We start from the raw sequence: 17,774 nt of genomic DNA, 5'->3' as shown, positions 1-17,774 counted from the left end.
GGCGCGGCGGCGGCCTCAGATCCCCGCCATGCAGGTGTACTTGATGACCAGGTAGTCGTCGATGCCGTAGTGCGAGCCTTCGCGGCCCACGCCCGACTGCTTGACGCCGCCGAACGGCGCCACCTCGGTGGAGATCAGCCCGGTGTTCACGCCGACGATGCCGTATTCCAGCCGTTCTGACACGCGCCAGACGCGGCCCAGGTCGCGCGCGTAGAAATAGCTGGCCAGGCCGAACTCGGTATCGTTGGCCATGGCCACGACCTCGTCCTCGGTGTCGAAGCGGAACAGCGGCGCCAGCGGGCCGAAGGTTTCCTCGCGCGCCACCAGCATGCCGGGGGCCACGTCCGCCAGCACGGTGGGCTGGAAGAACGAATGGCCGAGCGCGTGGCGTTGCCCGCCCTGCAGCACGCGTGCGCCCTTGCCGACGGCATCGGCAATATGCTCCTCGACCTTGGCCACGGCCTTGTCGTCGATCAGCGGGCCGATGCGCACGCCGTCCTCCATGCCGTTGCCGACCTTGAGCGCCGCCACCGCGGCCACCAGCTTCTGCGCAAAGGCCTCGTACACGCCGGACTGCACGTAGATGCGGTTGGCGCAGACGCAGGTCTGGCCGGCGTTGCGGTACTTCGAAACGATCGCGCCTTCCACGGCGGCGTCGAGATCGGCATCGTCGAACACGATAAAGGGCGCGTTGCCGCCCAGCTCCATCGACACCTTCTTGATCGTCGACGCGGTCTGCGCCATCAGCACGCGGCCGACCTCGGTCGAGCCGGTAAAGGTCAGCTTGCGCACCAGCGGGTTGCTGCTCATCTCGCCGCCGATGGCGCTGGCCGAACCGGTCACCACCGACAGCACGCCGCCCGGAATGCCCGCGCGCTCGGCCAGCGCCACCAGCGCCAGCGCGGACAGCGGCGTCTGCGAGGCGGGCTTGAGCACCATGGTGCAGCCCACCGCCAGCGCGGGGCCCGCCTTGCGCGTGATCATCGCCGCGGGGAAGTTCCAGGGCGTGATGGCCGCGCATACGCCCACCGGCTCCTTGGTGACGACGATGCGCTGGCTGCTGGCCGGTGCGGGGATGGTGTCGCCGTAGACGCGCTTGCCTTCTTCGGCAAACCATTCGATGAACGAGGCCGCGTAGGCGATTTCGCCGCGCGCCTCGGCGATGGGTTTGCCCTGTTCCGCCGTCATGATGCGCGCCAGGTCTTCCTGGTTGGCCATGATCAGCTCGAACCATTTGCGCAGCAGCGCCGAGCGTTCCTTGGCGGTGCGCGCGCGCCAGGCGGGCTGCGCGCGGTTGGCGGCCTCGATGGCCTGGCGGGTTTCGTCCGCGCCCAGTTGCGGCACCTGGCCCACGCGCTCGCCGGTGGCGGGGTTGGTCACGTCGATGCGGCGTTCGCCATCGATCCAGCGGCCGTCGATATAGCACTGCTGCCGCAGCAGCGAAGCATCCTTGAGGTTCAGCATGGTCGTCTCGGTGGATCCCCGGTGCGTATGCCCGGGGTCTCGGTGAAAAGGCGTGGTGGGTGAAGAGGATTGTAATCCTCCTGCGCGTTGTAGTTCTTGCTGCCACCCGCGTGTAAAACGTCAGGGCCGGCCACGCGCCGGCACGCATGTGGCCTTGCAGTGCCTGCCTCGGCGCATTGGAACAGAGCTTGCGTCAGCCTGTGCCATTGGCGCAGCCGATGGCTGCGGGCCCGGAATACGCAAGGAATCCCCATGAAAGCACTCTGTTGGCATGGCAAGCACGACATCCGCTGCGACACGGTTCCCGACCCTGTCATCGAGCATCCGCGCGATGCCATCGTCAAGGTCTCGAGCTGTGCCATCTGCGGCTCAGACCTGCACCTGTACAACGGCTTCGTGCCGGGCATGGAAAAGGGCGACATCCTGGGCCACGAGTTCATGGGCGAAGTGGTCGAGGTCGGGCCGGAGAACCGGCGCCTGCGCGTGGGGGACCGCGTGGTGGTGCCCTTTACTATCTGCTGTGGCGAATGCGACCAGTGCCGCCGCGGCAACTTCTCGGTGTGCGAGCGCACCAACCGCAACAAGGCGAACGCGGAAAAGGTGTTCGGCCACAGCACCGCCGGCCTGTTCGGCTACACCCACCTGACCGGCGGCTATGCCGGAGGCCAGGCGGAGTATGTGCGCGTACCCTATGCCGACGTCGCGCCGGTCAAGATACCGGACGGGCTTTCGGATGAATCGGTGCTGTTCCTGGGCGATATCCTGCCCACCGGCTGGCAGGCCGCGGCGCAGTGCGAGATCCAGCCCGAGGACATCGTCGCGGTGTGGGGCGCGGGCCCGGTGGGGCAGTTCTGCATCCTGAGTGCGCTGCTGCAGGGCGCGCAGCGCGTGATCGCGATCGACCGGGTGCCAGAGCGCCTGGCCATGGCCGAGGAGCTGGGCGCGACGCCGCTGAACTTCGGGCAGGTCAGCATCCCCGAAGCCCTCAACGAGCAGACCAGGGGCAAAGGGCCGGACAAGTGCATCGACGCGGTCGGGCTGGAGGCGCATGCCACCGGCTCGCTCGATTCGGCCTATGACCGGGTCAAGCAGGCCGTGATGCTGGAGTCCGACCGGCCCCATGTGCTGCGCGAGATGATCTACGTCTGCCGCCCGGCGGGCGTGTTGTCGGTGCCGGGCGTCTATGGCGGGCTGATCGACAAGGTCCCGATGGGCGCGTTGATGAACAAGGGCCTGACCGTGCGTACCGGGCAGACCCACGTCAACCGCTGGACCGATGACCTGCTGCGGCGCATCCAGCGTGGCGAGTTCGATCCGTCGTTCGTGATCAGCCATCGCGTGACGCTGGAGGAAGGCCCCGGCATGTACCAGACCTTCCGCGAAAAGCAGGACGGCTGCGTCAAGGTGGTGATGCGCGTCGGCTAGCGGCAGGGGCTCAGGCGCCGGCGCTGGTCTTGGCTGGGGCCTCGATGCCCCAGTCGCCAAACTCCAGCCAGTCTTCCCCGAGCAGTTCGATGGGATGCTGCGTGCGGCTGGAGCCGTTGCCGCATCCCATGGCGTCGGTGGGGCAGTATTTGTCGCAGCCCCAGCAGACGCGCTCGGGGTGGCTGGGATGCAGGGGGAATTTCTTGGCCATGGCGTGTGGTGGGCGGCCGGAGGATGGCCGCCGAGGCCATTATGTCCACGCGTGCGCGACAGGGATTTGCGCGCCGTCAAGGCGCACCGCAAGCGCGCCCGTGCTGAACGCCATTCAATTCCATCCGTCAGCGTCCAGCCGCGTCCAGCGGTCGGGCGCCTCTCCGTCGTCAGCAGCCAGCAGCAGCGTCTGACCGCAGCGGTCGCAGCGGTACACGAACGCGTTCTGGCCGCTGGCGGTGCGCAGCGTGGCGGATATTGCCAGTTTCGGATGGGGCGGCACATGGCCGGGCCGCTCCAGTTGCGACAGGCAAAGGTCGCACAAAGACATATGGTTTTCCTCCAGCGCGAACTCCGCAGCAAGAAATGCTGTGGTGCAGCATTCGCGTTTCCAGTATAGGTGCGGCAAGCGCCGGGGACAGGCCAATGATGGGCCAAGGGTTACTCGCCAAGGAACTCCGCCACCACTTTCAGCCCTTCGACGTGATCGGCAACGACCTTGACGATGGTGATCAGCGGGATCGCGAGCAGCATGCCCCACACGCCCCACAGCCACGTGAACAGCAGCAGCGCGACGAACACCGCCACGGCGTTCATCTTGGCCATGCGCCCGGTCATCCACGTGGTGATGACCGAGCCAATCAGTGTCGCAATCAGCAAGGATCCGCCCGCCGCCGCCGCGGCCATGGCCAGCGTGCCAAACTGCATGAAAGTCACCACGCCCAGGCACACCGAGATTGCCATCGCCCCGAAATACGGCACCAGGTGCAGCGCCGCCGCCGCGATCGACCAGCTGCCGGCGTTGTCGACGCCAAGCCACTTGAGCAACAGCCAGGTGCACACGCCCAGGCCGGCATTGGTCACCAGCAACATGCCCATGTAGCGGCGGATCGACAGGTTGACCTCGTCCAGCATATGCACGCTGATCTTCTTCTCCGAGATGGTGCTGCCCACCATCTTGATGAACTTGCGCTTGAAGGTGTCGCCGGCCAGCAGCAGGAAGTACAGCAGGAACACCACCACCACCGCCTGCCCGGCCATGGCGAACATGCTCACCGAGCCGGCCAGCAGCATGTTGTTGATCTGGTCCGGATGTTCCACCACCACGCGCGCGCCGCGCGCCGGCGGCTGCCCGGTGCCGCTTAGCACAGTGGCGGCGCGCCGTACCTTCTGCCACATCGAGTCGTCGCCGCTGAGCAGCGCGCCGATCGAGCGCGAGATCTTGCTGGCCGCCTCCGGCAGGCTGTTGACGATGGACTCCACCTGCCCCTGCAGCAGGTAGGCGCCGCTGAGCAGCGCGCACAGCAAGGCCAGCACCACCACGGTGCCGGCCAGCGCGCGCGGCAGGCCCAGCCGCTGCAGCGCGCATACCAGCGGATCGAGCAGGTAGGCCATCACGATGGCGATCATCACCGGCACCAGGAAGTCGCGCGCAATGTGCAGCGCATACAGAGAGAACAGGCAGGCCAGCACCACCAGCGCCGTGCTGGCACGGTGCAGCGCCGCGCTGACCGCATCGGACGGGGTCACCACCACCGCCGGCGTTTCGACCGGAAGCTCGGCGGTGCCTTCCGCGCCAGCCGCCGCTTCCGCCACGGCGGCGGCTGCATCATCGCCGGTTCCGGCTACGCGCGCGCGAAGGCCGTTATCGGCTGACATGGGTTCCGTTGGCGGGGCGGGCGGCAGCGGGGAGGGATTGGGATCGGGAATGCTCGACATAGCCAGGCGCTTCGGCGAAAGGCCTGGCGCTGTCTATGAAGCTTAGCCGGCCCGCAGCCGCCGGCTGTCGGACGCCGCCGCCAGCTGGTGTCAGACAAGCGCGGCAGGTGTCCCGCGCATGGCTGCATGGGTAATCCCGCAAACCGGTGCAGCCATTGCCGGGAATGCCATTTTCGCGTGAAGTATTTAATAAAAATCAGGGTCCGGGAATATGGCAGGATTCCCCATTTCTGTTGTATTTCCGAAAACTCTGAAAATGTTCCATTTAATGTCCCATTGAGGTCACCGGAAATCCTGCGATATCGTTCGGGCTACTTCGGACCTTGCCCCGAAGGCGCCGCCGCCCCAACGGACAACTCTTACGGATCAAGGCGTTGCAATCAGGTTTCATCCGGACGACCATGGCGAAATCCAGTACTCCTGTGCCGCGTTATCACCAGATCTACCTCATACTGCGCCGGCAAATCGCCAGCGGCATTTTCGACCAGACCGGTCTGCCTCCTGAATTAAAACTGGTGGACCAATATAAGGTGGCGCGGGTAACCATGCGGCGCGCGCTTTCCGAACTGGTCAAGGAAGGGCTGGTATATCGGCGCGCCGGCCACGGGACCTTCCTCAACAAGGACCATGCCAGCCGCGCGCCTGGCCTGGCGCGGACCTGGCGGCTGGCGGGCAACCTGGTGGAGGACATCGGCGAGACCGCGATCCGGCTGATCGAGTACGGCATGCTGCCTTGCCCGGCCGAAGTGCGCCGCTGCTGGATGTGCCGCCGATGCAGGCGGTGTTGCGCATCGTGCGCGTGCGCAGCCGGGAAGGGCGCCCGGTTTCGTGCGTCACTATGTACACCCCGCCGGAACTGGCGCCCCTGCTGACGCCGCAGGCGATTACCCAGACCTCGGTGCTGGCCTTGCTTGAGCGCGGCGGCGTGCGCATCAGCCAGGCGGACCAGAGCATCTTCAGCTGCCTGGCGGACGCGCACGTGGCGCCGCTGCTGGACGAGCCCATGGGCGCCGCGCTGCTCTCGGTGATGCGGCTGATGCGCGACGGCGACGGGCGTCCGGTGGCAGTGGCTGCGCGGCCTGTACCGGCCGCACTACTACGACCACCACATGGTGCTGGCCCGTGCCGGCGAAGACAGTGCGCGCATCTGGATCCCGCGCGACATCACGACCTCCGTGCTGAGGGTGCGCTCTGCGGCGGGCGCCTGATCGCCACGGGCACGCCCGCAGAGGTCAGGCGCGCCGGTCAGCCAGTCACCGTCTTGGTTTCAAAGAACTCGGCAATGCCCTCCGGGCCGAACTCGCGTCCGTTGCCGGAGCTCTTGTAGCCGCCGAACGGGGCGGTGACATCCAGCATCGCGCCATTGATGCGCACGCTGCCGGCGCGCAGTTGCGCGGCCAGCCTGCGCGTGCGCGCGGGGTCGGACGAGGCGATGTAGGCCGCCAGCCCGAACTCGGTGTCGGTTCAGCGGCCAGTTCCAGGGCGTGATCAGCACCTCCACGCCGATGGCCTCGCGCAGGAGGTAGCTCTTGCCGCGCGCGGTCTCGAACTCGAACTCGCGCAGCGCCTGCGTTGGTGGCCAGCGTGACCGGCGCGCCGATCTCCTGGCGCACGGCCGCGGCCAGGTCGCGCAGGCGCGCCTGGTAGGCGGCGATGATGCGCTCGAGCAGCGCGATGCGGTCTTCGCGGCTCGACGCGGACCACGCCGGGAAGGCCGCGCGGGCGGCGGCCACCGCCTGCTCCACGTCCGCGGCGGTGCCCATGGCGAGCTTGCCGGCGACGGCTTCGGTGGTCGGGTCGATGATGTCGGCCTGGGTCGCGCTCGGCGCGGGCTGTACTCACTGGCCGTTGATGTAGAACTTGTCGACGATATTCATGTGCGTTTTTTTCTGCAAGGTCGGTGGTTCGGCGCGGCTCACACCGGGCGGTCGCCGATGATGGTGGCGCGGTTCATGTGGCGCACTGCCGGGAAGTAGTCCTGCACGGCGTAGTGCTGCGTGGAACGGTTGTCCCACAACGCGATCGTGTCCGGCTGCCAGCGCAGGCGCACCTGGTATTCCGGCGCGGCGGCCTGGCGATACAGGTACTGCAGCAGGTCGAGCTCTGCCGGGCGGTAGTCGGAGCCGATGCGATACGGCTCCCCCTTGGCGAAGTTGGCGAAATGCGTGGTGAAGCCCTCGTTGACGAAGAGGATCTTCTCGCCGGTCTCCGGATGGGCGCGCACCACCGGGTGCACCATCGGCGGGTACTTGGCGCGCATCTCGGCGTACTTCTCCTCGCTCAGCGCGACGCCGAAGGTTGGCATCGCGTCATGCACGGCCTTCAGGTTGTCGATGCGTGCCTTCACCTGCCCGGGCAGGTTCTCGTAAGCCGCTGCCATATTGACCCAGATGGTGTCGCCGCCGACATCCGGGCAGGTCACGCAGCGCAGCATCGAACCCATCGACGGGATTTCGCGCCAGCTTACGTCGGAGTGATACAGGTTCTCGCGCCCGCGCTTCTCGCCGTCGCGCCCGAACACCACCAGCTCCGGATGCTCAGGGTGGTTGGCAAGCATCGGGTGCACTTCCAGCTCGCCAAAGCGGCGCGCCGCGGCCACGTGCTGCGCCGGCGTGATGGCCTGCTTGCGGAAGAACAGGACCTTGTACTTCAGCAGCGCCGCACGCAGCGCCAGGTAGGTGTCGTCGTCCAGCGGCTCGCGGAAGTCGATGCCGTCGACTTCCGCGCCGATGGTCGGCGTGCAGCGGCGCACGGAAAACGGCCAGGATTCCGGGTCCTGCGCGCGGAAGGCTTCCGGGCTGAGGGTGAGGGCGGTGGCTTGCATGCGTTGTCTCCTTGCTTTGTGTCGGGCGGCGATGACGTCGGATACTGCCATTACCTGTTATAACAGGTCAATGGGTTTGCGCTGCAACCTGTCATGATAGGTATAATCCCCAATCCCCCGTATCGGAGCCGCCGCCAGGCGGAACACAACGTGTTGCTGCCCAAGTTCAAAGAGATCGAAAACGAGATTCGCCAGCGGATCGTCAGCAACAGCCTGGTCCCCGGCGCCAAGCTGCCGTCCGAGGCGGAGCTGATGGCGGAGTTTTCCGTCAGCCGCATCACCGTGCGCCAGGCCCTGGCGGGGCTGCACAACGCGGGGCTGATCGAGAAGGTCAACGGCAAGGGCAGTTTCGTCACGCGGCCCACCGATACGCCCAGCCTCGGTGCGCTCAGTGGCTTCTACGAGACCGCGCGCGCCCGCGGCAAGCTGGCCTACGGCAAGCTGGCAGGGGTGCGGCTGGTGCGTGCGCCGGCTTTCGTGGCGGCGGTGCTGAACCTGGACGCCTCGGAAAAGGTGCTGAGCGTTGCCACCGTGCGCTACTGGGACGATGCGCCGGTGGCCTACTTCAACCTGATGGGACGCGAGGCGCTGATGCGGCGCCTGGCCCAGGAGGACCTGGAAACCAACGACGCGATGTCGTTGTTCGAAAGCCGGCTGGGCTACCGCTTCAAGGAAGTGGCGATGGAATCCAGTGCCGTGGCCGCGCCCGCCGAAGTGGCGCGCCGCCTCGGCGTTGCCGAGGGCGATCCGTTGCTGCGCCTGCGCAGCACGCCGTATGACATCGAGGGCGTGCCGCTGTTTTGCGGAGAACTGCTGTTCCGTCCGGACCGCTATGCCTACAAGTGGACGCTGAAGCGCTAGGCGGTGGGCGAGCTCGCCGCCACGCCAGCGTGCCTGGCGGCGTTTTCAGCAAGCGCTGAACTTCGCTGCCGGTGCCGGGCGCCGCGCGCGGTAACTTTTACCCGCGGCAAGCACCTCCGGCGCCACCAGCACCACCAGCCCGGGCGGCACGTCCAGCGGTTCCACTGGCTCCAGCAGCGGCGCCGCGGGCAGCCGCTGAGATCGTTGCGGCCGCCCACGCAGTGGCGTGGCGGCCGCGCACCCGTGCTATCGATCGCGGCCCATATTGATGCGTTCCACCCGGAGCGCGGGCACGACGCCCTCACCGGTCAGCCGCTGGTGCAGATCGTTGTGGGGCACATGGGCAAAGTCCTTGTCGATTTCCTTGGTGACTTTGTCGCTTACGGCGCTGGGCAGGGTCTTGCGCAGCAGGCCCAGGAAGCGCGGCGCAGCGATCAGCACCAGCTCTTCGTAACGTTGCTTGTTGCGCGCATCGGCCAGGTAGTCCGACACGCGGTGCGCGAACAGCTGCGCTTCCTGATGCAGTTCATCCTCGCCCGCGGACGATGTGACCGTGGACGGTCCGCTCTGGTGGGTGCCGGGGCGGCCTGCGCCGCCTTGCATGGACGCATGTCCGCGGCGGCCATAGGCATCGCGGCGCAGGTCGGCACGGTCGGCATGCGCGGCGGCATCAGTGATTTCCTCGACCACCGCCAGCGGCGCGCCGTCGCCATGCGAGGCAAGAATGCGGGCGACGGATTCGTCCGCCACAAGAATCCAGATGTTCTTCATGATCGCTCCGGTTGCGGGCCCGAATGCCGGGCCTTGTTGACCACGTTGCAAGGCATACGCCATCGCCGCACGTACCACCGGACTGGTTGCCCGCGCCACCGCCGCACCACCCGGGTGGCGCATGCGCCATGCGGTTGCAGTATCGACAGGCACGCTGTGCAACTTTTTCAGGCAGATGTGTCGGGCGCAGGCGGGCGCCACAAGGTGGATTTTCCGAACACGCTTTCCATCAAGTCTACTGCGAGGTGCGCGGTCTGGTTGCGCACGTCGCAGGCCGGATTGAGTTCCATCACGTCGAGCGAAGCCAGGCGGCCGGTGTCGGCGATCATCTCCATGCACAGCTGGGTTTCACGGTAGGTAGGCCCGCCCGGCACGGTGGTGCCCACGCCGGGTGCGATCGCGCAGTCGAGGAAATCCACGTCGAAGCTGACGTGCAGGTGCGTGTTGGCGTCGATGCCGGCCAGCGCCTGCTGCATGGTGTGGCGCATGCCGTTCTCGTCGATGTAGCGCATGTCGAAAACGGCCAGCTGCAGTTCGTGCAGGCGGCGTTTCTCCTCGGCGTCGACGCTGCGGATGCCGATCTGCCGGATCGCGCTGGGCGTCACCGCCGGCACCTCGCCCGCCAACGCGATCAGCGGCTGCGGGCCGTGGCCGCACAGGCAGGCCACCGGCATGCCATGCATATTGCCGGTCGGGGTGGTGGTGCCGATATTGGCGTCGGCGTGCGCATCGAGCCACAGCACCATCAAGGTCTTGCCGGTGGCCCGGCAATGCCGTGCCACCGCGCTGATCGAGCCGATCGCCAGGCAGTGGTCGCCGCCCAGCAGCAGCGGCACGCGCCCGGCCTGCAGCACGCGCAGGCTGGCGTCGTGGACGGCGTGGTTCCATGCCACCACTTCGTCCAGGTGGCGCAGGCCGTCGCGCGGCGGCTGCCAGGGGTTGTCGGGGCCGGCGAGGTTGCCGGCGTCTTCGACGTCCAGGCCGGTGCGCACCAGCGCCGGCACCAGGCCGGCTACGCGCAGGGCCTCGGGGCCCATCGAAGCGCCGCGTGTGCTGGCCCCGACATCGGTGGGTGCGCCAATCAGCGTGACAGGTTTCATGGCGGGTGATCGTGAGTACGGACGTCATGCTGTTTGCAGGTTCCGTACCCGCGGGGTTCGCCCCGCCCCTTACCACACGCCGAAGAACACCCCCGCCTGCTTGTACACGTTGGTCTTGGCCGCGACTTCCTCGTTGGTCACGGTCACGCGCGGCTTGAGCGTGCAGAACCAGTCCAGCAGCCGCAGGCGCATGGCGCTGCGCACCGCCTCATGGCCGGGATCGCTGCCCAGGTCGAAGTACTCGTCCGGGTCGTTCCGCAGATCGAAGAGCTGCGGCCGGAAGCCCTGCCAATGCACGTACTTCCAGTGCGCATCGCGCACCATCCACGCGCGGCATTCGCCGGGATGGCGGCCCAGCGCCACGCGCGCGCCGCGGTAGGCGTAGTCCAGCTCCGACACGACAAAATCCCGCCAGCCACTGCCTCGCCCACGCGTCAGGTCGAGCAGCGAGCGGCCCTCGAGGCGGTGGTCGGCCGGCGGCAGCTCCAGCGCGTCCAGCACGGTAGGCACCACGTCGACCGCCGACACCATGTCCGCCTGCGCGGTGCCGCGCGTCGCATCGGCCTCGGGCGAAGGGTCGTAGACGATCAGCGGGACGTTCTGCACGGTGTCGTAGAACTGCTCCTTCTCGCCCAGCCAGTGGTCGCCGAGGAAGTCGCCATGGTCGGCGGTAAAGACGATCAGCGTGTCCTGCCAGCGGCCCAGGCGCTCCAGTTGCTCCCACAGCAGGCCCAGGCGGTCGTCGATCTGCTGGATCAGGCCCTGGTAGGCGGGGCGCACGGTGTCGGAGACCTCCTGTCGCATGAAGTTGGCGCATTCCTCCTGCGTGCGGTAGGCCGACAGCACCGGGTGCGGGTCTTCCAGTTCGGCCTCGTGGCGGCGCAGCGGCAGGCAGTCGTCGAGCTGGTAGGTGGCGTGGTACGGCGCGGGCGCCAGGTAGGGCCAGTGTGGCTTGACCAGCGACAGGTGCAGCACCCACGGCTCGTCGCCGCGCGCGCCGATGTACTGCATCGCCTGGTCGACGGTGTAGGCGGTCTCGGAATGCGGCTCGGCCACGCGTGCGGGCAGGCCGGCGTTGCGCATCTGCCAGCCGGAGACGATCTCGCCGTGCTCGTTCTCGGCGCTGATCACGTAGTCGGTCCACGGATCGGCGCTGTCGTAGCCTTGCCGGCGCAGCCACTCGGCATAGCCACTGCGCGGCTCGGCATGGTGGCCGTCATGGCGGTCGACCTCGGTGAAATGCCCGCTGCGCAGCAGCGTTTCCAGCTCGGTGCCGCCGTCCAGGTGCAGGCGCTTCAGGTTGGCATTGTCGGGCATCACATGGGTCTTGCCCGCCAGCGCCAGTGCGCGGCCGCTGTCCTTCAGGTATTCGCCCAGCGTGACTTCGCCGACCGACAGCGGCACGCGGTTCCAGGTGGCGCCGTGGCTGCTGACGTAGCGGCCGGTGTAGAAGCTCATGCGGCTGGGGCCGCAGACGCCGGAGGTGACGAAGGCGCGGTCGAAGCGCACGCCACGTGCGGCGAGTGCGTCGATATTGCGCGTGCGCAGCGTGGGGTGCCCGTAGCAACCGAGGTGGTCGCGACGCAACTGGTCGCACATGATGAAGAGGGTATTGCGGATCGCCATGGTCGGTCGCCGGCCTGGTTGCGGGTTAATCGCCGGTATAGCCGGAGGCCTTGACCACCGGCGCCCACCTGGCTGCATCCGCCTTCAGCACGCCAGCAAAGGCTTCGGCCGGGCCGGTGGCGGGTTCCAGCCCGAGTTTCAGGAACTTGTCGCGCACGTCTGGCGACTGCACCGCCTTGACGATGGCCGCGTTGAGCTTGTCCAGTACCGCGCGTGGCGTGCCTGCCGGCGCGAGCAGGCCGTAGCGGCCTTCGCCCTCGATGCCCTTGTAGCCGAGTTCGGTAAACGTCGGCACGTCCGGCAGTGCCACCGAGCGGTGCGTGCCCGAGGTCGCCAGCACGCGCACCTTCCCGGCGCGGTGCATCTCGGTCAGGTCGGCCAGCGTGTCGACCGAGGCCGGCACCTGCCCGCCGACCAGCGCGCTCATCAGCGGCGCCGAGCCGTTGAACGGCACGTGCAGCATCTCCACGCCGACCTGCTTGCCGATCATCAGCCCGAAGAAATGCGGGATGCTGCCGAGCGCCGGCGAGGCATAGGAGTTGTTCTGCGGACCGGCCTTCAGCCACGCCACGTAGTCCTTCAGCGTACGCGCCGGGCTGCCCGGACCGGTGGCCAGCGCCAGCTGGAAGTTGGCCGCCTGCGCCACCGGCGCGAAATCGCGCTGGATGTCGTAGTTCAGCTTGCGGTAGACCAGCGGGGCGATGGTCATCACCGCCGAATTGGCCACCACCAGCGTATTGCCGTCGGCCGGCTGCGTGCGCGCGTAGCCCATCACCAGCCGTCCGCCGGCGCCGGGCTTGTTCTCGATCACCACGGTCTGGTTCAGCGTCTCGCGCAGCTTGTCGCCGACCAGGCGCGCGGCCAGATCAGCGGTGCCGCCGGCCGGGTAGCCGACCAGGATGCGCAGCGGGCGCTCGGACTGGGCGCCGGCGGGGGCGGTCCAGGCAGCGGCCGCGGCCACCAGGCAGGCAAGCAGGCGGGGAAGGAAGGGGCGGGGGCTCACGATGTCTCCTGTTTATGTGCCGGCGGCCGGCATGGATGGCAAGCTAACACCCGCGCATATAATTGACAAAGTCAACCAATTTGGGGCGGGCATGGCGCAAGGACAAACGCAGGGCAGGGCAACCGATGGTGGCGTGCGCCTGCAGCGGCCGAAGCGGCTGGTCGACTTCATCAACTACCGGGTCTACCACCTGAACCGCGTCGCGCTGGGCGCGGCGGGGCTGCACCTGCGCGCCACGGCGGGCGTCACCCGGCGCGAATGGCGCATGATCGCGTTCCTTGGCGAGCAGCCGGGCACCCGGCTGACCGAGCTGGCCGCCAGCGCCGGCCTGGACAAGGTGCTGGCCAGCCGCGCCGTGCATGCGCTGGTCGAACGCGGGCTGGTGCGCCGCGACACACGCGCACAGGACCGGCGCGCGGCCGCCTTCACGCTCACGGAGGAAGGCGAGGCGGTCTACCGCACCGCCTTCAGGCAAGCCAGGAGCTTCAATACCAGGCTGGCCGCATGCCTGACGGCGGAAGAAGCGCGCGTGCTGTCGCGCTGCCTGGACAAGCTGCAGGCGCAAGCGCAGGCGATGCTGGCCGAGGCGCAGGCGCTGCCGCAGCCGGAAGACGCTGCGCCGGCGTGGCATCCGCTGCAGGTGTGGCGAGGAAACCGGGCGTAGCGCGGCGCTGGGCGAACGTGTTCATGCACGGCGAGGTGGATCTCGGCGACAACGCGCAGAGTTGCTACCTGGACAATCCGGACGATGTCAGCGTGCTGCGCCGCGGCGGCCCCCGGCGCTAGTCGCGCGTCAACACCCGGCCGCTCGCGAATGCCGCGCGCGGCATGAAGTATTTTTTACAAAGCAAAGGCGCGCCTGCCGCCGGAAAGGCCGGCGGGACTTGTGCGGGCGCCGTGGATCGGTTCTTGCATGGCAGGCAGTGCCGCAGCCGTGACAGGAGCGCGCCATGTCCGTCGCACTACGATCCTCGCTATGCCGATTCTTCATCGCCTGCTGCCTGGGTGTCGCCGCATGCGGCGGGGGCGGGGGAGACGGGGGCAGTGACAGCGCCAGCGGCACGGGCACGGGCACGGGCACGCTGACGCTCGCCATTTCCGGCCTGCCGTCCGGGACGTCGGCGGCCGTCACGGTATTGGGGCCCGGCGAGTTCCTCCAGACCGTGACCCAGTCGACCACGCTGTCCAACCTGGCTGCCGGCAGCTATACGGTCACTGCCGCCAGCGTGCTGACGAGCACCGCGCTCTACAAGCCGCAGCCGCCCTCGCAGAGCGTTGCGGTGAGCGCGGGCGCCGGTGCTTTGGCCAGCGTGGCCTACGGTGCGCCGGAAACGTTGCAGTTGTCGCTGACGCAGGTTGCCGGCGGGTTGTCCGCACCGATCTTCCTGACCGCGCCCGCCGGCGATTCGCGCCTGTTCGTGGTCGAGCGCGCCGGCCGCATCCGGATCGTGCGCAACGGCGCGCTGGTTGCCACGCCGTTCCTGGATATCGCTGCGCTGACGACCACCGATGGCGAGCGCGGGCTGCTGTCGATGGCGTTCGATCCCGGCTATGGGACCAACGGCCGCTTCTACGTCTATTACACCGACGCTAACGGTGCCATCACCATCGCCCGCTACAACGTGTCGGCCGCGAACCCGGATATCGCCGCGGCATCGGGCACCGTGCTACTGTCGATCCCGCATGGCACCTTTTCCAACCATAACGGCGGCCAGCTCGCGTTCGGCCCTGACGGCATGCTCTTTATCGGCACGGGTGACGGCGGCGGCGGCGGCGATCCGGCGGGCAACGCCCAGAACACGGGGACGCTGCTCGGCAAGATGCTGCGCATCGACGTCAGCGGCGCGTCCGGCTACGGCGTGCCCGCCGGCAATCCGTTCATCGGCCAGTCCGGCAGTCGCGGCGAAATCTGGGCCCTCGGCATGCGCAACCCGTGGCGGTTCTCGTTCGACGCCGGGCTGTTGTATATCGCCGATGTCGGCGAGGACGAGCGCGAGGAAGTTGACGTGGCGCCAGCCAGCAGCGCGGGCCTGAACTACGGCTGGAACCGGACCGAGGGCACCGCCTGCGTGGGTGCGGCCACGTGCGACAAGACCGGGCTGACCATGCCTGTCTTCGAATACAGCCATGACGCGGGCGTCTGTGCCATCGTCGGCGGCTATGTGTACCGGGGCAGTGCCAACCCGGCGCTGCATGGGCGGTATTTCTATTCCGACCTTTGCACGGGCAAGCTGCAGAGCTTCGTGTACCGCGATGGCGTTGCCGCCGAACAGGTCGACTGGAACGTGACCATCCCAGGTAGTGTGTTCTCCTTTGGCGTGGATGACGGGAAGGCGCTATACGTGCTGGCCGATCCGGGCACGTCGGCGACGAGCGGGCGGGTGTTTCGGATTGATGCGTCGGGCGCCACGCCGTGAAGCCTTTTGTGCGGCCAGGCAGGTTCCGCAGCCGGACTGGATGCGCCATGAATGGCGGCAGCCGCGGCGCAAGACCACGGGTGCAGCTCAGTCCAGGGTGGCGCCGGTCAGCTTGACCAGCGTCTCGTAGCGCTTCAGTTCGGTGTCCCAGAACCTGGAGAACTCCGCCGGCGTACCGGTCCGGACTTCGGCGCCGATATTGGCCAGTTGCTTCGGCAGTTCCCGGGAGGCGAGCGCGCTGTTGATGGCGGCGTTGACGCGGGCCACAACCGGCGCCGGGGTGCCTGCAGGCGCAGCGATGCCGTACCAGGCGTTCATCTGCATCCCCTTGATGCCGAGCTCGGCAAAGGTCGGTACCTCCGGGAACAGAGTTAGCCGCTTGTCCGCCGCGACGGCCAGCGCACGGAGCTTGCCGCCGCGGATGTAGGGCACGGCACCGGTGTCGAACATGTAGGAGAGCTGCCCGGCCATCACGTCCGAGATGGCGGGGCCGCTACCCTTGTACGGCACGTGGATCACGTCGATGCCGGCAATGGATTTGAACAGCTCACCGGCGAGATGGGCGGATGCGCCGACACCGCCGGAACCGTAGGAGAGTTTGCCGGGTTTGGCCTTGGCGATCTCGATGATGTCCCTGGGCGTCTTGAAGGGGGAGGCCGCCGGCACCACCAGGATGCTGGGAATCGCCGCCACGGCTGCCACCGGCGTGAAATCCTTGGCCGGCTCGAAGCCCGTGCGCTTGTAGAGGTGAGGGCTCGCAGCATTGGTGGAGCTGGTCGCCAGGTATAGCGTGTAGCCATCGGGCTTGCTGCGCACGAACTGCGCGGTGCCGATATTTCCGCCCGCGCCGGCGACGTTCTCCACATAGACGGTCTGGCCCAGTTGCGTGGTCAGCGCCTGCGCGACCAGGCGTCCGACCGCGTCGGCGGCACCGCCTGCGGGCCATGGCACGACGAAGCGGATGGCCTTGTCGGGGTAGGCCTGGGCGTGGGCGAGCGGCAATGCGACGGCGCACAGCGCGCCCATGGCGAGGCGAAGGAAGCCTTTACGATTCACTTGTGTCTCCATTGTTGTCGTGCTTCGGTGTTGCAGGTGCCCCCGTGCGTTGGCAGGTCCCGGCGCACGGCGGGAGTTGCATTACCGCAGCGTCGCCACGGCTCGCTTAAGGCGCTCGCACCCTTCTTCGATCACCTCCAGCGACGTCGCGAAGGAAAAGCGCAGGTAGGGCGAGAGGCCATATGCCGTGCCGTCGAGCACCGCCACGCCGGCCTTGTTCAGGAAGAACATCACCACGTCGAGGTCGGTTTCCAGGAACTTGCCGGTATCCGTCTGTTTGCCGAGCAGGCCCTTGACCGACGCGTAGAGATAGAAGGCGCCTGCTGACGGCGTGCAGGCAATTCCGGGGATCTCGTTCAACAGCGCCGCCATGCGATTGCGCCGTTGCTCGAAGATGCCGACCATCTCGCCGACGCACGCCTGGTCGCCCTCCAGCGCCACCACGGCGGCGGCCTGGGACACGGAACTGGTGCAGGTCGAGCTTTGCGACAGGATGGTGCTAATGGCCTTGACCAGTTCCCGCGGGCCGGCGCCATAGCCGACGCGCCAGCCGGTCATGGCATAGGCCTTGGACATGCCGTTGATCAGCAACGAGCGCTGCTTCAGCGCCGGCATCAGCGCCAGCGGGGAAACGGCGGTGCCGCCGTCATACACATAGGGCTCGTAGATCTCGTCGCTCATCACCCAGACGTGCGGATGGCGCTCCAGCACCACGCACAGGTCGCGCAGTTCCGCGGCCGTGTAGACCGCGCCGGTCGGGTTGTTGGGGCTGTTCAGGATCAGCCAGCGCGTGCGTGGCGTGATGGCGGCTTCCAGCGCGGCCGCGGTCAGCTTGAAGCCGACGTCGGCATCGCACCTGACGATGACGGGCGTGCCGCCGTTCATCGTGACCATGTCGGGATAGGAGACCCAGTACGGTGCGCTGATGATGACTTCGTTGCCGTCTTCCAACGATGCGGTCAGCGCGCTGAAGATCACCTGCTTGGCGCCGCAGCCCACCACGATCTCGTCCGCGCCGTAGTCCAGGCCGAGGGTACGGCCGAGTTTGGCGGCGATGGCGCGCCGCAGCACGGGGGTGCCAAGCGTGCTGGTGTACTTGGTCTCGCCGCGGGCGATGGCGGCGTTGGCCGCGGCGCCGATATGCGCGGGCGTCGGCAGGTCGGGCTCGCCGATGGTGAAGTCGAGCACGTTCTGGCCCTGGGCGCGCAGATCGTCGACCAGTGCCTTGGCGGCGATGCTGGGCGACGGCTTGATCAGGCCCATGCGGCTGCTGATGATGGATGGATGCATTTGTGAAG

The 17,774-nt window shown here is 67.6% G+C and carries 16 protein-coding genes and 2 pseudogenes; 6 read left to right on the top strand and 12 right to left on the bottom strand.

The annotated features are described in order from the left end of the window. Positions 1-15: 15 nt before the first annotated feature. The gene (gene gabD / locus K307_RS13960) at positions 16-1,464 is read right to left on the bottom strand and encodes an NADP-dependent succinate-semialdehyde dehydrogenase (protein WP_042878975.1); all 1,449 of its coding nucleotides are present in this window, start codon (positions 1,462-1,464) and stop codon (positions 16-18) included. A 252-nt stretch (positions 1,465-1,716) separates the two neighbouring features. Between gabD and K307_RS13955 the strand changes: the two genes are divergently transcribed. Next, positions 1,717-2,889 carry a zinc-dependent alcohol dehydrogenase gene (locus K307_RS13955; protein ID WP_042878974.1) on the top strand — a complete coding sequence of 391 codons (1,173 nt, stop codon included), beginning with the start codon at positions 1,717-1,719 and terminating at the stop codon, positions 2,887-2,889. Between the two features lie 10 nt (positions 2,890-2,899). On the opposite strand, the gene K307_RS13950 is transcribed toward K307_RS13955, so the two are convergent. The 3 genes from K307_RS13950 to K307_RS13940 all read right to left on the bottom strand — a co-directional run bounded on the left by K307_RS13950 (position 2,900) and on the right by K307_RS13940 (position 4,818). Then, entirely contained in the window at positions 2,900-3,100 is a 201-nt protein-coding gene (locus K307_RS13950; protein WP_042878973.1) for a DUF3079 domain-containing protein, read from the bottom strand. Positions 3,101-3,214: 114 nt separating this feature from the next. Further along, positions 3,215-3,430: a hypothetical protein gene (locus K307_RS13945; protein WP_042878971.1), complete on the bottom strand. Its 216-nt coding sequence runs from the start codon at positions 3,428-3,430 to the stop codon at positions 3,215-3,217. Positions 3,431-3,540: 110 nt separating this feature from the next. Further along, positions 3,541-4,818, bottom strand: a complete 1,278-nt coding sequence (locus tag K307_RS13940) for an AI-2E family transporter (RefSeq protein ID WP_042878969.1) — start codon at positions 4,816-4,818, stop codon at positions 3,541-3,543. 401 nt (positions 4,819-5,219) lie between these two features. Here K307_RS13940 and K307_RS50645 point away from each other — a divergent pair. Both K307_RS50645 and K307_RS50640 read left to right on the top strand, forming a co-directional pair. Continuing rightward, positions 5,220-5,420 (top strand): annotated as a pseudogene (locus K307_RS50645) (GntR family transcriptional regulator); the annotation flags it as partial. 131 nt (positions 5,421-5,551) lie between these two features. Beyond that, positions 5,552-6,145, top strand: a complete 594-nt coding sequence (locus K307_RS50640) for a UTRA domain-containing protein (protein ID WP_329955860.1) — start codon at positions 5,552-5,554, stop codon at positions 6,143-6,145. Here K307_RS50640 and K307_RS51045 read toward each other — a convergent pair. Both K307_RS51045 and K307_RS13925 read right to left on the bottom strand, forming a co-directional pair. Continuing rightward, positions 6,064-6,695, bottom strand: a pseudogene (locus K307_RS51045) (aldehyde dehydrogenase family protein). The gene K307_RS50640 and the pseudogene K307_RS51045 sit on opposite strands and share 82 nt — an antisense overlap. A gap of 38 nt (positions 6,696-6,733) precedes the next feature. Continuing rightward, a complete protein-coding gene (locus K307_RS13925; RefSeq protein WP_042878967.1) occupies positions 6,734-7,642 on the bottom strand; it encodes a TauD/TfdA dioxygenase family protein in 909 nt (302 codons plus the stop codon). A 150-nt stretch (positions 7,643-7,792) separates the two neighbouring features. On the opposite strand from K307_RS13925, the gene K307_RS13920 reads away from it, so the two are divergent. Continuing rightward, the gene (locus tag K307_RS13920; protein ID WP_042878964.1) at positions 7,793-8,503 is read left to right on the top strand and encodes a GntR family transcriptional regulator; all 711 of its coding nucleotides are present in this window, start codon (positions 7,793-7,795) and stop codon (positions 8,501-8,503) included. A gap of 246 nt (positions 8,504-8,749) precedes the next feature. Here K307_RS13920 and K307_RS13915 read toward each other — a convergent pair whose 3' ends face one another. From K307_RS13915 to K307_RS13900, 4 genes are all read right to left on the bottom strand, one after another. Next, positions 8,750-9,274, bottom strand: coding sequence for a host attachment protein (locus K307_RS13915; RefSeq protein ID WP_042878962.1), 525 nt, complete (start codon positions 9,272-9,274; stop codon positions 8,750-8,752). A gap of 167 nt (positions 9,275-9,441) precedes the next feature. Beyond that, positions 9,442-10,374: an arginase gene (gene rocF, locus K307_RS13910; RefSeq protein WP_042878960.1), complete on the bottom strand. Its 933-nt coding sequence runs from the start codon at positions 10,372-10,374 to the stop codon at positions 9,442-9,444. Between the two features lie 69 nt (positions 10,375-10,443). After that, complete coding sequence (locus K307_RS13905) at positions 10,444-12,000, bottom strand: sulfatase-like hydrolase/transferase (protein WP_042878958.1); 1,557 nt, start codon at positions 11,998-12,000, stop codon at positions 10,444-10,446. Between the two features lie 25 nt (positions 12,001-12,025). Further along, positions 12,026-13,003, bottom strand: a complete 978-nt coding sequence (locus K307_RS13900) for a Bug family tripartite tricarboxylate transporter substrate binding protein (protein ID WP_042878957.1) — start codon at positions 13,001-13,003, stop codon at positions 12,026-12,028. Positions 13,004-13,094: 91 nt separating this feature from the next. Between K307_RS13900 and K307_RS13895 the strand changes: the two genes are divergently transcribed. Next, positions 13,095-13,667, top strand: a complete 573-nt coding sequence (locus tag K307_RS13895) for a MarR family winged helix-turn-helix transcriptional regulator (protein ID WP_051975054.1) — start codon at positions 13,095-13,097, stop codon at positions 13,665-13,667. 286 nt (positions 13,668-13,953) lie between these two features. Beyond that, complete coding sequence (locus K307_RS13890) at positions 13,954-15,420, top strand: PQQ-dependent sugar dehydrogenase (RefSeq protein WP_042878955.1); 1,467 nt, start codon at positions 13,954-13,956, stop codon at positions 15,418-15,420. Between the two features lie 87 nt (positions 15,421-15,507). Here the strand turns inward: K307_RS13890 and K307_RS13885 are convergent, their stop codons facing one another. Further along, positions 15,508-16,476 (bottom strand): Bug family tripartite tricarboxylate transporter substrate binding protein, encoded by a 969-nt coding sequence (locus tag K307_RS13885; RefSeq protein WP_042878954.1) that lies wholly within the window; start codon positions 16,474-16,476, stop codon positions 15,508-15,510. 81 nt (positions 16,477-16,557) lie between these two features. Continuing rightward, positions 16,558-17,766: an aminotransferase class I/II-fold pyridoxal phosphate-dependent enzyme gene (locus K307_RS13880; RefSeq protein ID WP_042878953.1), complete on the bottom strand. Its 1,209-nt coding sequence runs from the start codon at positions 17,764-17,766 to the stop codon at positions 16,558-16,560. Between the last annotated feature and the right edge of the window lie 8 nt (positions 17,767-17,774).

Source organism: Cupriavidus necator A5-1 (genome assembly GCF_000744095.1).
GTDB lineage: Bacteria > Pseudomonadota > Gammaproteobacteria > Burkholderiales > Burkholderiaceae > Cupriavidus > Cupriavidus necator_A.
The sequence above is the reverse complement of the archived record's forward strand: the minus strand, read 5'-3'. Positions and strand labels throughout refer to the sequence as shown.